Annotated in this window: 12 protein-coding genes; 7 read left to right on the forward strand and 5 right to left on the reverse strand. The window is 61.9% G+C overall.

The window, feature by feature from the left end; all coding sequences use genetic code 11:
- The first annotated feature begins 82 nt into the window (after positions 1-82).
- The 5 genes from PU133_RS03200 to PU133_RS03220 all read left to right on the forward strand — a co-directional run bounded on the left by PU133_RS03200 (position 83) and on the right by PU133_RS03220 (position 5192).
- Positions 83-649 (forward strand): F0F1 ATP synthase subunit delta, encoded by a 567-nt coding sequence (locus tag PU133_RS03200; protein ID WP_404863461.1) that lies wholly within the window; start codon positions 83-85, stop codon positions 647-649.
- Positions 649-2178, forward strand: a complete 1530-nt coding sequence (gene atpA / locus PU133_RS03205; RefSeq protein WP_126007658.1) for a F0F1 ATP synthase subunit alpha — start codon at positions 649-651, stop codon at positions 2176-2178. The genes PU133_RS03200 and atpA overlap by 1 nt, the downstream gene beginning before the upstream one ends.
- A 34-nt stretch (positions 2179-2212) precedes the next feature.
- On the forward strand, positions 2213-3112 hold the full coding sequence (locus PU133_RS03210) for a F0F1 ATP synthase subunit gamma (RefSeq protein WP_404863462.1): 900 nt from the start codon (positions 2213-2215) through the stop codon (positions 3110-3112).
- 28 nt (positions 3113-3140) lie between these two features.
- Positions 3141-4694, forward strand: coding sequence for a F0F1 ATP synthase subunit beta (gene atpD / locus PU133_RS03215; RefSeq protein WP_404863463.1), 1554 nt, complete (start codon positions 3141-3143; stop codon positions 4692-4694).
- A 90-nt stretch (positions 4695-4784) separates the two neighbouring features.
- Entirely contained in the window at positions 4785-5192 is a 408-nt protein-coding gene (locus tag PU133_RS03220; RefSeq protein ID WP_404863464.1) for a F0F1 ATP synthase subunit epsilon, read from the forward strand.
- A 78-nt stretch (positions 5193-5270) separates the two neighbouring features.
- On the opposite strand, the gene PU133_RS03225 is transcribed toward PU133_RS03220, so the two are convergent.
- The 4 genes from PU133_RS03225 to PU133_RS03240 all read right to left on the reverse strand — a co-directional run bounded on the left by PU133_RS03225 (position 5271) and on the right by PU133_RS03240 (position 9674).
- Positions 5271-5786 carry an RNA pyrophosphohydrolase gene (locus PU133_RS03225; RefSeq protein ID WP_404863465.1) on the reverse strand — a complete coding sequence of 172 codons (516 nt, stop codon included), beginning with the start codon at positions 5784-5786 and terminating at the stop codon, positions 5271-5273.
- Positions 5783-6967: a divergent polysaccharide deacetylase family protein gene (locus PU133_RS03230; protein ID WP_404863466.1), complete on the reverse strand. Its 1185-nt coding sequence runs from the start codon at positions 6965-6967 to the stop codon at positions 5783-5785. The genes PU133_RS03225 and PU133_RS03230 overlap by 4 nt, the downstream gene beginning before the upstream one ends.
- Positions 6968-7072: 105 nt before the next feature.
- Entirely contained in the window at positions 7073-8398 is a 1326-nt protein-coding gene (locus PU133_RS03235) for a S41 family peptidase (protein WP_126007668.1), read from the reverse strand.
- Positions 8388-9674: a murein hydrolase activator EnvC family protein gene (locus tag PU133_RS03240; RefSeq protein ID WP_404863467.1), complete on the reverse strand. Its 1287-nt coding sequence runs from the start codon at positions 9672-9674 to the stop codon at positions 8388-8390. Before PU133_RS03240 ends, PU133_RS03235 begins: the two co-directional genes overlap by 11 nt.
- Positions 9675-10071: 397 nt before the next feature.
- Here PU133_RS03240 and PU133_RS03245 point away from each other — a divergent pair, with 397 nt between their 5' ends.
- On the forward strand, positions 10072-11781 hold the full coding sequence (locus PU133_RS03245; protein WP_404863468.1) for a pilus assembly protein TadG-related protein: 1710 nt from the start codon (positions 10072-10074) through the stop codon (positions 11779-11781).
- A gap of 21 nt (positions 11782-11802) precedes the next feature.
- Here the strand turns inward: PU133_RS03245 and rlmH are convergent, their stop codons facing one another.
- Positions 11803-12285 carry a 23S rRNA (pseudouridine(1915)-N(3))-methyltransferase RlmH gene (gene rlmH / locus PU133_RS03250; protein WP_404863469.1) on the reverse strand — a complete coding sequence of 161 codons (483 nt, stop codon included), beginning with the start codon at positions 12283-12285 and terminating at the stop codon, positions 11803-11805.
- Between the two features lie 159 nt (positions 12286-12444).
- On the opposite strand from rlmH, the gene obgE reads away from it, so the two are divergent.
- A complete protein-coding gene (obgE, locus tag PU133_RS03255; RefSeq protein ID WP_404863470.1) occupies positions 12445-13509 on the forward strand; it encodes a GTPase ObgE in 1065 nt (354 codons plus the stop codon).
- The last annotated feature ends 7 nt before the right edge of the window (positions 13510-13516 follow it).

A 13516-nucleotide genomic window follows, 5' to 3' on the forward strand; every position in this document is an offset into this window, starting at 1 on the left:
ATAATTACAGCAACAAATTCAAGGTGTTGTGGTTGGCCAGATTTCAACCGACGGCGCTCTTGGGTACATTTGAGAGATTTGGGTGCCCGTGGCAGACACATCCCAGCTAATTTCCGGTGTTGCAGAACGGTATGCCTCCTCGCTTTTCGATCTTGCGAAAGAGGCCGGTGAAATCGATTCCGTCACGCGCGAACTCGACGCGTTCGAGGCGATGATCGCGGAAAGCACCGACCTGAAGCGACTGGTGATGAGCCCGGTTTTCTCGGCCGAGGATCAGGCGCGTGCCATTGGCGCAATCGTGGATCAGGGCAAGATTGCTGGTCTCGCCGGCAACTTCCTGAAGGTAGTCGCGGCCAACCGTCGTCTCTTCGCGCTTCCCGGCATCATCCGCTCCTTCCGCCAGCTTGCCGCCGCTGATCGCGGCGAAGTCGCTGCCGAAGTCACGAGCGCCCACTCGCTGGACGAGGCGCAGCAGCGCGAGCTTGCAGCGGCCCTTAAAGACGTTACGGGTAAGACCGTGTCGCTCAATATTCATGTCGATCCGTCAATACTCGGCGGCCTGATCGTCAAGGTCGGCTCGCGTCAGATCGACACATCGCTTCGTACGAAACTCTCCTCGCTTAAGCTTGCACTGAAAGAGGTCGGCTGATGGATATCCGCGCCGCGGAAATTTCCGCAATTCTCAAAGATCAAATCAAGAATTTCGGCCGCGAAGCCGAAGTTTCCGAAGTCGGCCAGGTGCTCTCCGTCGGTGACGGTATCGCTCGCGTCTACGGTCTGGACAACGTTCAGGCCGGTGAGATGGTCGAGTTCCCAGGCGGCATCCGCGGCATGGCGCTGAACCTCGAAGCCGACAATGTCGGCGTCGTCATCTTCGGCTCGGACCGGGACATCAAGGAAGGTGACATCGTCAAGCGGACGGGCGCCATCGTGGACGTGCCGGTCGGCAAGGGTCTCCTCGGCCGCGTCGTCGACGCGCTTGGCAACCCGATCGACGGCAAGGGCCCGATCGTTGCCGACGAACGGAAGCGCGTCGACGTCAAGGCGCCGGGCATCATCCCCCGCAAGTCAGTGCATGAGCCGATGTCGACCGGCCTCAAGGCCATCGACGCGCTCATCCCGGTTGGCCGCGGCCAGCGCGAGCTCGTCATCGGCGACCGTCAGACCGGCAAGACTGCGATCATTCTCGACACGTTCCTGAACCAGAAGTCGCTGAACGAAGGCACGGACGAGAGCCAGAAGCTCTATTGCGTCTACGTCGCCGTCGGCCAGAAGCGCTCGACCGTCGCGCAGTTCGTCAAGGTTCTGGAAGAGCGCGGCGCGCTGCCCTACTCGATCGTCATCGCCGCGACGGCATCCGATCCTGCGCCGATGCAGTATCTGGCGCCGTTTGCCGGCTGCACGATGGGCGAATACTTCCGCGACAACGGCATGCATGCCGTGATCGGTTATGACGATCTGTCCAAGCAAGCCGTCGCCTACCGCCAGATGTCGCTGCTGCTGCGTCGCCCGCCAGGCCGCGAAGCTTATCCCGGCGACGTTTTCTACCTGCACTCGCGCCTTCTCGAGCGCGCCGCCAAGCTCAATGACGAGCAGGGCGCCGGTTCGCTGACGGCTCTGCCGGTCATCGAAACGCAGGCAAACGACGTTTCGGCCTACATCCCGACCAACGTGATTTCGATCACCGACGGTCAGATCTTCCTCGAAACGGACCTTTTCTACCAGGGTGTCCGTCCGGCCGTGAACGTCGGTCTGTCGGTTTCGCGCGTGGGTTCGTCGGCGCAGATCAAGGCGATGAAGCAGGTTGCCGGCTCGATCAAGGGCGAGCTTGCGCAGTACCGCGAAATGGCGGCGTTCGCGCAGTTCGGCTCCGACCTCGATGCCTCGACGCAGCGCCTCCTGAACCGTGGCGCACGCCTGACCGAACTTCTGAAGCAGCCGCAGTTCTCGCCGCTGAAGACGGAAGAGCAGGTCGTCGTGATCTATGCAGGCGTGAAGGGCTATCTCGACAAGCTGCCAGTCAGCGATGTCGGCAAGTTCGAGCGTGGGCTGCTCTCGCACATGCGCAACGAAGGCAAGGGCATCCTCGACGCCATCCGCACGGACAAGGCACTCAAGGAAAACACCGAAGCCGACCTGCGCAAGGAACTCGACAAGTTCTCCAAGAACTTCGCTTGAGTTAATCAGACTCCGAGAAACGGACGGATAGCGGATGCCTTCACTCAAGGATCTGAGAAACCGGATCGCCTCAGTCAAGGCGACGCAGAAGATCACCAAGGCGATGCAGATGGTCGCCGCGGCGAAGCTGCGTCGTGCGCAAGAGGCGGCGGAAGCTGCGCGGCCCTACTCGCAGCGCATGGGGGCGGTCCTCGCCAACATCGCGAATGCAGTGGGTGACGGCGAGGATTCGCCGCGTCTGATGACGGGCACCGGCAAGAGCGACGTGCATCTGCTCGTCGTCTGCACGGCCGAGCGTGGTCTTTGCGGCGGTTTCAACTCGCAGATCGTGCGCCTGGCGCGCGAGCACATCCGCCGGCTCGTTTCGGAAGGCAAGCAGGTCAAGATCCTCTGCGTGGGCAAGAAGGGGTATGACATCCTTCGCCGTGACCACCGCGAGAAGATCATCGACCGCGTCGATCTTCGTGAAGTGAAGGCTGTCGGCTTCGTCGATGCCGACAAGATCGCACGCCAGGTCATCGCTCTGTTCGACCAGGGCGAGTTCGACGTCTGCACGCTGTTCTATTCGGAGTTCCGTTCGGTGATCTCGCAGATTCCGACGGCACAGCAGCTGATCCCCGCAAGCGCGCCTTCGGGCGACACTGCGGCGACGGAAGCGATGGATGCCCGTCTCGGCGGCGCCATCTACGAATACGAGCCGGATGCCGGCGAAATCCTGACCGATCTGATCCCGCGCAACATCGCGGTCCAGATCTTCCGTGCTCTCCTTGAGAATGCTGCGTCCGAACAGGGTGCGCGCATGTCCGCCATGGACAACGCGACGCGCAATGCGGGCGAGATGATCGAGAAGCTGACGCTTTCCTACAACCGCCAGCGTCAGGCTCAGATCACCAAGGAACTGATCGAAATCATTTCGGGCGCGGAAGCGCTCTGAGGCTCTTTGAAGAAGAGGTTTGAACGATATGGCTAAGGCAGCGACACCACAGACGCCGGCGGCTGAAAAGAAGCCCGCCACCAGAAAGGCGCCGGCCAAGGCAGCCGCCGCTGCACCGGCAGCAACCACGACATCGGCACCGGCTGCAGCCGTTGCGACCGGCCGCGTGACGCAGATCATCGGCGCCGTCGTCGACGTCTCCTTCGATGGCCACCTGCCGCAAATCTTGAACGCGCTGGAAACCGACAACCTCGGCAACCGCCTCGTTCTGGAAGTTGCGCAGCACCTCGGCGAGAACAGCGTTCGCACGATCGCCATGGACTCCACCGAAGGTCTCGTTCGCGGCCAGGCGGTCACCGACACCGGCGCACCGATCTCGGTTCCGGTCGGCGCCGGCACGCTCGGCCGCATCATCAACGTCATCGGCGAGCCGATCGACGAAGCTGGTCCGGTTCCTGCCACGACGCGGCGCGCCATCCACCAGGAAGCGCCTGATTTCACGGAACAGTCCACCGAGGCCGAAATCCTCGTGACCGGCATCAAGGTCATCGACCTTCTCGCACCTTATGCCCGTGGCGGTAAGATCGGCCTCTTCGGTGGCGCAGGCGTCGGCAAGACGGTTCTCATTCAGGAACTGATCAACAACATCGCAAAGGCGCACGGCGGCTACTCGGTGTTCGCCGGCGTGGGTGAGCGTACCCGCGAAGGCAACGATCTTTATCACGAGATGATCGAGTCCGGCGTGAACAAGGACCCCAAGGAGCATGAAGGCTCCACAGAAGGTTCCAAGTGCGCCCTCGTGTTCGGCCAGATGAACGAGCCGCCCGGCGCCCGCGCCCGCGTTGCGCTCACCGGCCTGACGATCGCCGAGCATTTCCGCGATGAAGGCCAGGACGTTCTGTTCTTCGTGGACAACATCTTCCGCTTCACGCAGGCCGGCTCGGAGCTGTCGGCTCTGCTCGGCCGTATCCCTTCGGCCGTGGGATATCAGCCGACGCTCGGCACCGACATGGGCGCCATGCAGGAGCGCATCACGACCACGACCAAGGGTTCGGTCACCTCGGTACAGGCCGTGTACGTCCCCGCCGACGACATGACCGACCCGGCTCCCGCCTCGACCTTCGCCCACCTCGACGCAACGACCGTTTTGTCGCGTTCGATCTCGGAAAAGGGCATTTACCCGGCAGTGGATCCGCTGGACTCCACGTCGCGCATGCTCGACCCGATCATTCTTGGCGAAGAGCACTACAACGTTGCCCGTCGCGTCCAGGAAACGCTGCAGCGCTACAAGTCGCTGCAGGACATCATCGCCATCCTGGGCATGGACGAGCTTTCGGAAGAGGACAAGCTGACGGTTGCCCGCGCCCGTAAGGTCGAGCGTTTCCTGTCGCAGCCGTTCTTCGTCGCCGAAATCTTCACCGGTGCACCCGGCCAGCTCGTCGATCTCGAAGACACGATCAAGAGCTTCAAGGGCCTCGTCGAAGGCGCATACGACCACCTGCCGGAAGCTGCCTTCTACATGGTTGGCGGTATCGATATGGCGCTCGCAAAGGCCGAAAAGCTGGCTGCGGAAGCAGCCTGATCACTAGAGCGAATGGCGAATAGGGAGCGGCTGACGGACGCGTAGTGCTGATATTACGGTATCACCACGGTTTCCGTCGGCCGACGAGATATGGCTGACACATTCAAGTTCGAACTCGTATCGCCTGAGCGTCTGCTCGTCTCGGCCGAAGCCGTCGCCGTCGTCCTGCCGGGTTCGGAAGGCGAAATGACGGTCATGGCGAAGCACGCGCCGCTGATGTCGACGCTGCGTCCGGGTGTGATCACGGTCGAACTGGCAGATGGCCAGAAGCAGTCGTTCATCGTGTTCGGCGGTTTCGCCGACATTCTGCCGGATGGCTGCACCGTGCTCGCCGAGGCTGGCTACGACCGCGCGGCCTTCGATGGGGCAGAGCTGGCACGTCGCATCGAGGCTGCCCGCGCCGAGCGTGAACAGGCTTCCGGCGACGACCAGGCATTCAAGCTCGACGAGTATCTGAGCCAATTGACGACGCTGCAGGGAACCGTGCCTCCGGCATAGGCTCCAACGAGCGACGGACAAAAGAAAATGCCGGCCTCAATAAGGTCGGCCTTTTTCGTTTTGGGCGACAGTGTGCGTCTAGCGGGCGGCGAGTGTTGAGAATGTCGAGACGACCGTCTCGTAGACACCGCGCTTGAAAGGCACGATGAGGTCCGGCAACGCGGCCATGGGCTTCCAGTCCCAGGCATCGAACTCGGCCTCATGGCCGCCCGGGGGAGGATTGATGGTAATTTCGCTCTCGTCGCCTTCGAAGCGGAACGCGAACCATTTCTGAGTCTGTCCCCGATAGCGGCCTTTCAGGCCGATGCCGATCAGATCAGCAGGAAGATCGTAGTTGATCCAGTCCGGCGCTTCCGCAAGGAGGCTGACGGTTTTCATGCCGGTCTCTTCGTACAGCTCGCGCAGTGCCGCTGGATAAGGGTCTTCACCGGGATCGATGCCGCCCTGCGGCATCTGCCAGAGCTTTGACGTTCCAGCATGCTCCGAATCAGCGATGGGGATACGGCGCCCGACCCAGACGAGGCCTTCAGCATTCAGGACCATGGCCCCAACGCAGGGGCGATAGGGCAGGTCTTCAGCATTCACGCGGCTCATCGGCTCGCAGCTCTGGATGAAGCCGGATCGAGCGCGATCGCAGATACGCTGACGATCTCGATGTTGCGGCGTGACGCCTGCCGCACCCATTCTGCAATCGCATCGACGCTCACATCGAAAGCGGAGGCAACGCCGATCGCTGCACCGTTGCGCACGGCGCTGCGTTCGAGCGCATCGAGTGCTTCCATGATCGCGCCGCGTTCGCGCCGGCTGTCGAGCACGATCTCGGCTTGACCGAATGGCGCACCGAAGGTTCTGGCGAGCATCTCGGAGCGCGACTGCGGCGCAGATCCGTCATCAAGGAACAGCAGGCCACGGTCAGCGATCTCGCGCATGACCGGCTCGAAGGCTTCGATGTCGGACATGAAGCGTCCGCCCATATAATTCATGACGCCCGTATAGTTCGTCATGCGGGCCAGTGATTTGTGAAGCGCCTCAATGTTGCTTTCCAACGGCGCTTCGACGGTAAGCGTGTTGGCGCCCGGGTCCACGGAGGGATAGTCGAAGGGTTCCAGCGGGATCTGCAGCAGGATTTCATGGCCACCACGGCGGGCGTCCTGCATCCAGCGCGTCAGGCTGTTGCCGCTTGCCGCAAAGGCAAGCGTGATCTCTTCGGGCAGCTTCTCGATCGCGTACTGGGTGCCCGTTTGGCTGAGCCCTAGCCCGCCGACGACGATCGCGATCTTCGCGCCGTTCGTGCCGGACCATGACCGTGCATAGGCTTCTGCCGAACGCTTACCGCCTGGAGAAATGGTGGGGATGGCACCGAATTCGGTTTCTTCGAGAAGCGCATCTTCCGGCAAATGCGCGACGCGCAGATCCTGGCCGACCGCGCCGCCGTCGATGATGAGCGGTCCGAGCCCTTCGCGGCTGCCCGGGCGGTAGGTCGTGACCATGACGCCGTCGCCGGTCATTTCGGAAGCGATGTTGCCGCCTGCCGTGCCTGCCGTGCGGGCGGGGACGGTGCCTGTCTGAAGGTTTGCGTATTCGTCCGTTTCATCGGGCGCGACAACGGGTGTGTCGGCGGTTGCGACGGGCGCCGGTGAGCCGCTGAGGCCACTGGGCGACATGGCACTGTAAATGGAACCGGCGAGAAGCAGCACGACGGCCGCAGATGTGCCGAGCGCGAAGCGACCCGGCCACGGCCGGCGCTTCTGCCTCGACTTTCGGGCTTGGCCCAATGGAGTATCTAGCTTGTTACGCACCGCTCACCGGTCTCATGACTGAGGGTGATTCGGCAAGACGCGGCGCTCAAAGAACGCCGCGTCGAAAGGATCCAGAGACCCTTATTGGTTGGTGACGGCAGCCTGATCCGGGTTGGGCGGGAAGGACGCATCCGTGCGGTCGCCACGTAGAAGATCGAAGGCGTGGTTCAGCTGGATGTCGTCTTCCTGCTCCGGCGGCACGTAAGCGATCGAGCCTGAGCCTTCTTCGGTCTCGCTCTCACCCTGGATGTGGCCACGCAGCTGTGATTCGCCGGATGCTTCCACCTGGCCCATGAGTTCCTCGGGCAGGGGCTGCTCCACGATGATGTCCGGCGTGATGCCCGTGCCCTGGATCGACTTGCCCGACGGCGTGTAATAGAGCGCAGTCGTCAGACGAAGCGCGCCGTTTTCGCCGAGCGGAATGATCGTCTGGACGGAGCCCTTGCCGAAGGAACGTGTGCCGAGAACGGTCGCCCGCTTGTGGTCCTGCAATGCGCCGGCCACGATTTCGGACGCCGAAGCGGAACCGCCATTGACGAGAACGATGAGCGGCTTGCCGCCGGTGAGGTCGCCTGCACGCGAATTGAAGCGGCGGCTTTCCTCTTCGTTACGGCCACGAGTGGAGACGATTTCGCCACGATCCAGGAACGCGTCGGAAACGCTGATCGCCTGATCGAGCAAGCCGCCTGGGTTGAGGCGCATGTCGAGGACGTAGCCTTTCAGCTCATTCTCAGGCACTTCTTCCTGGATCTGCTCGATGGCTGCGGCGAGGTCGTCATAGGTCTTTTCGGTGAAGGAGATGAGGCGGAGATAGCCGACATTCTCCTCGACGCTATGGCGAACGGCCTTCACCTGGATGATGGCGCGCGTGACTTCGATCTTCAGCGGTTGAGCAGCGCCTTCGCGGATGACCGTGAGCTCGACCGTCGTGTCGACCGGTCCGCGCATGCGGTCAACGGCATCCGACAGGGTCAGGCCCTGCAGCGATTCGCCATCGATTTCGGAAATCAGATCGCCTGCCAGCACGCCTGCCTGCGCGGCGGGTGTGTCGTCGATGGGCGTGATGACCTTGACGAGGTCGTTTTCCATCGTGACTTCGATGCCAAGGCCGCCGAATTCGCCACGCGTCTGGGTGCGCATGTCGTTGGCATCGTCAGCATTGAGATAGCTGGAATGGGGATCGAGCGAGGTAAGCATGCCGTTGATGGCACTCTCGATCAGCTCTTTCTCTTCCGGCGGTGTCACATATTGCGAACGCACGCGCTCGAACACGTCGCCGAAGATCGACAGTTGGCGGTAAGTATCCGACCCAGCGGCTTCCGCCGGCATGCTGAACTGCTGGGCAGTGCTCAGGGCGGTAGCGCCCATGAGGGCGCCGACGAACAGAAGCGATATTTTACGAATCATTGCTTGCCCTTCCCGAAGTATCGTTTGCCCACCAGGGGTCAGGATCGACCGGCTGTCCATCTTTCCTGAATTCAATGTAAAGCGTCGGCTGCCCGGAAACCAGAGCCAAAGCAGCAGCGCCTGCGAGCCTCGTTTCACCCATCGCAGCGACCGGTTCGCCGGTCACCACGAACTGGCCTGGTGAAACATCGATACGGTCCATACCCGCCATGACGATATGATATTCGTCACCTGCGTTGAGGATCAATAGCTGCCCGTAAGTCCGAAAGGGGCCGGCATAGACGACCCAAGCGTCGGCCGGGGCTTGCACGAGTGCCCCCGATCGGCTCGCGACCATGATGCCTTGAAGCGGGTGGCCGGTGCCGTCATCGTCACCATACCATCGCTCTACGGCCCCTTCCACGGGCAATTCCAGGGTTGCCGTGCGCGATGCGAAAGGAACTGCCGGCGAAAATCTCTCCATGTCGAGGTCGCCGCTGGCAGCACGATTGCGTGCCCGCTCAAGCTCTTCCTCGCTTTGCTGTTCACGTAATCGTGTTGCTTCACGGGCCTGCTCGGCGGCTTCGCGGACGGACGAAATCTCCGTTTCGAGCGAAGCGATGAGTTCGCCGAGCGACGAGGCACGTTCCGCGAGACGGGCCGCCGCGACGCGCTCTTCCTCGATGCGTCTTTCGCGGTCGCCCTGCATGTCGCGCTTCTCGGCGAGAAGCAGGGCAAGGCGTTCCTCTTCGACGACCTGGTCCGTTCGCGCGGCGACGAGCTTCGCGCGCTCCTCTTCGATGTCTTCACGAACCGCCTTCAGACGAGCCAGATCCTGTGCAAGCTGTTCCGTCTCCTCGCGCATTTCGGGTACGACGGCTCCGAGCAGGATGGCGCTTCTCACCGAGGCAAGCGCATCCTCCGCCGCAACGAGGAGAGCCGGAGGCGGATTTCGGCCCATGCGCTGCAATCCGGCAAGAACTTCGGCGAGCAGCACCCGCCTTTCCCTCAGCGACGCAGTAATCTCGTCTTCGTCACCGCGCAGCGTGGAGAAGCGATCTTCGGCTTCGGCCATGCGCGTGGTGAGTTCGCGCTGCCGGTCTGCCGTTTCGATCATGCTTGCGCGAATGGCCGCCTCGTCCTGGCGCAGCGCATCAACCTCGGCGCGTAGATCGGCCATGCGCTGTTCGGACAGCGTGATGGCTCGGCTCAAGCGGTCGAGTTCCTCGGCCGTTTCGGCGCGCTTGGCATCGAGAGACTGGGTCGGATCAGCTGCATCCGCCTGAGGGGCGGCCAAAGCAGGAGCGGCCTCCTGGGCGTGGGCTGAAGAAGCCGAAGCGGTGGAGAGAAGCCCAACAACCAAAGCTTTGCCGGCGAACCAGGCAGCGAGCCTGACCTGTCGATTTCGCGAATGATCCGGCGCGGCGCAGTGACCGCGGCTCCGTGGTGCTGGCTTCAAGTCTCAATCCGATCTTGGCCCGAGTTCCCTCCATCGGCTGCAAGCATGTCAGGTTTGAGGCGAAAGGAAGTGCTCACGATGCCACTCTAAAATATGTTTGCAGGAAGAAACGGCTGATTAACCGCAGCATTAGAATTCCCTTGGACAGCCCTTTCTCATGGGCTGATTCTCCATCAAGCAAAGCATGTCTTAATTGCTCGCGCGTATCCACAAATGGATAGCTGGGGATCAAAGCATGAAGCGCTTTCTTCAAGATCGTAGCGGCCAATTTGCACTCATGTTCGGCATTTCCCTGCCGGTCATGCTGCTTTCGGCCGGACTGGCAGTCGATACGACCCGCATGATGGCGGCCAAGACTGCATTGCAGAACAATGTCGATGCCGCGCTTTTGGCGGCAACGCGGCTCAACGATCGTGACCAGAGCCGCGAGAGCTACTTCGATACGTATCTCGCCGCTCTCATTGAGGCTGACCCGACGATCAGCAATCTCGATACGGATTTCGATGCTGAGATCGGCGCCAACTTCATCCGGACCGAGGCGACGGCCACGGCGGATGTGGCGCTGACAATCATGAACAGCTTCATGGGCGGCCCGGCGCGTATTTCTGTCAGCTCGGACGCTTATGAAGCGACGGATGCGCTGGAAGTCGTCATGGTGTTGGACAACACCGGATCGATGGCGACGAACAATCGCATCGGGGCGTTGCGCACGGCTGCAACCACGCTGGTTAATACTTTGGAGACGGTCGCGGAGAACAACCCAAACCGCCGCATCCGAATGGCGCTGGTGCCATTCGTTACGGCGGTCAATATCCGCGGCCCGGAGTTCGATTGCTCATGGCTCGATCTGCATGCGACCGCCGAATATCATGGCGCGAATTTCGATGGCATCCAAGTTGACTTCGACCGCAATAAAACCGTCAAGACCGCCGGTCTCGGTGCAATTGCCGCCAAGCCTTGCACGATCCCGGCCGTCCTGGAAAGCAATGCGACAGGTGTGACGCAACTCAACGGCAATCAGGGGTCGCGCGGGCAGGTCAAGGCCAATCACCTGCGGCTCTTCCACCAGATCGGTTTGGAATGGAAGGGATGCGTCGAAGCCCGGCCGCGCACGGTTGCTGTTGATGCGGCGCCGACGACCGGAAGTACGCTCTTCGTTCCGTATTTTGCGCCTGACGAACCTGATAAGGACGTGTCTAACAACAAGAACACGCCTGTTGCGGGCAATAATGCCGCGAACCTCAACACCTCCTATCTCAAAGACACTCTCACGGGCGACTTTGCCGTGGTCCAGCGCTCGCTTGCCAAATACACGTCTGCGAACGCGCAAGCATCCAGCCTCAACACCGCACCACAGCCCGGTCCGCTGACCGGTGGTCCAAACCGCGCCTGCCCGACTCCTGTTCAGCCGCTGACCGAAGACTTCGAGGCGCTTAAAACCGCCGTGTCGCAAATGCGGGAGTGGAACGGCTCCGGGACCAACGTATCGGAGGGGCTCGCATGGGGCACGCGCGTGCTTTCGCCGGAAGCGCCCTACACGACTGCCGATCCGTTCGACACTCCAGGTACAAAGAAGATCGTGGTTCTCCTCACGGATGGCGAAAACGTCGTCTACGGTTCCAGCAACACGGCCAACAAATCGGATTATGGGTCCAACGGCTTCATGTCGTCCAATCGCTTCGGTTCCACCAATCAGGGGACGGCCGCGCGAACCGTCGATACGTGGACGAAGGCAAACTGCACCATGCTCAAGAACAATGGCGTGGAGATCTACACAGTTCTCCTGCAGTCCGATGGCGCCAATAACCGAGCACTCTACGGCAGCGCAAATGGGGGCTGTGCGTCTGCTCCCGAAAACTACTTCCCGACCAACGATGTCAGCCAACTGGACAGCGTCTTTGCGCGCATCGGCAGCATGGTGGCGCAGCTGCACTTCACCAACTGACGGCTCAACGATCCTGCTCGGTCATTCCCTGTGATAGGGATGGCCGGACAGGATCGTGACCGCGCGGTAAAGCTGCTCGGCGAGAAGGATCCTGACGATCTGGTGCGGCCATGTCAGGCGGCCGAAGGAGAGCGTCAGGTCGCTTTCCTGCAGCAGTGACGCATCGAGGCCGTCGGCGCCGCCGATCACGAACGTGGCGTTGCGAGCGCCATCGTCGCGCCACTGGCCGATATCGGCTGCGAATGCCTCAGACCCGGGGATCTTGCCGCCCTCGTCGAGCAGGATCAGCTTGCCGCCCTCGCTTCGTGCCGAGCGAATGGCGTCCGCTTCCTCGCGCTTGCGGGTATTGGTGCTGGAGGCGCGGCTTTCGGGGCGCTCGATGAGGCGGCCGAACTCGATGCCGATGGCGGGGCCTGATTTCGCCAGGCGATCCACATAGCGGGAGACGAGCTCGCGTTCCGGTCCCGATTTCAGCTTGCCGATGGCGATGATGTCGATCTTCATGTCGGTTGGGTTCTGGCAGGCCAACAGCGCGCCGTAAAGGCGGGGTCGCCGGCATTTCGGCGATTGTCTTTGACCTCTCGGGCCGTCGGCTATATCACCGCCGGCAGAACCCGGTCCCGCAGGCTTGATCCTGCGCGCGTGACGATAAGTGGCAACATCATGAAGTTTCTGGATCAGGCGAGAGTCTACATCCGCTCTGGTGACGGGGGCGCAGGCAGCGTCTCGTTTCACCGCGAAAAATTTATCGAATTCGGTGGACCGGACGGCGGCGACGGCGGCCGTGGCGGCGACGTGTGGGTGGAAGCCGTCAACGGCTTGAACACGTTGATCGACTACCGCTTTCAGCAGCACTTCAAGGCTGAAACGGGCGGCCATGGCATGGGCCGCAACCGCACCGGCGCGAAGGGCGGCGAGGCTGTCCTGAAGGTGCCGGTCGGCACGCAGATCTTCGAAGAAGACAACGAGACGCTGATTGTCGACATGACGAAGGAAGGCCAGCGCTATCGGCTAGCTGCCGGCGGCAATGGCGGTTTCGGCAACGCGCATTTCAAGACATCGACCAACCAGGCGCCTCGCCATGCCAATCCGGGCCTGGATGGCGTCGAGAAGTGGATTTGGCTGCGGCTGAAGCTCATCGCCGACGCTGGCCTCGTTGGCCTGCCGAATGCGGGAAAGTCGACCTTTCTCGCAGCCGTGACCCGCGCGCGACCGAAGATCGCGAATTATCCCTTCACAACGCTCCATCCCAATCTCGGCGTCGCGTCGGTCGATGGATCGGAATTCGTGCTGGCCGATATTCCGGGCCTGATCGAAGGCGCCCATGAGGGTGTCGGGATCGGCGACCGTTTCCTCGGCCATGTCGAGCGCAACCGTGTGCTCCTGCATCTCGTTTCGGGCCAGGAAGAGGATGTGGCGAAAGCCTACCGGACCGTCGTCAACGAGCTCGATGCCTACGGCCATGGCTTGACCGACAAGCCCGAGATCCTTGCGCTTTCGCAGATCGACACGTTGGACGAGGACGAGCGCCGCGAGAAGCTCGAAGCGCTCGCTGCTGCCTCCGGCAAGACGCCGATGATGCTTTCGGCAGCGACCGGGGAAGGCATGCAAGCGGCCTTGCGGGCGTTGCGCACGATCATTCTGGAATCGAAAGGCAGCGAGCCGTCCGATGGCTCCGACGATTTTCAGGACGATGCCGACTGGGCTGCCGACGCGGATCGGCGATAGGCAGACT

It is taken from the genome of Georhizobium sp. MAB10 (assembly GCF_045012825.1).
GTDB lineage: Bacteria > Pseudomonadota > Alphaproteobacteria > Rhizobiales > Rhizobiaceae > Georhizobium > Georhizobium profundi.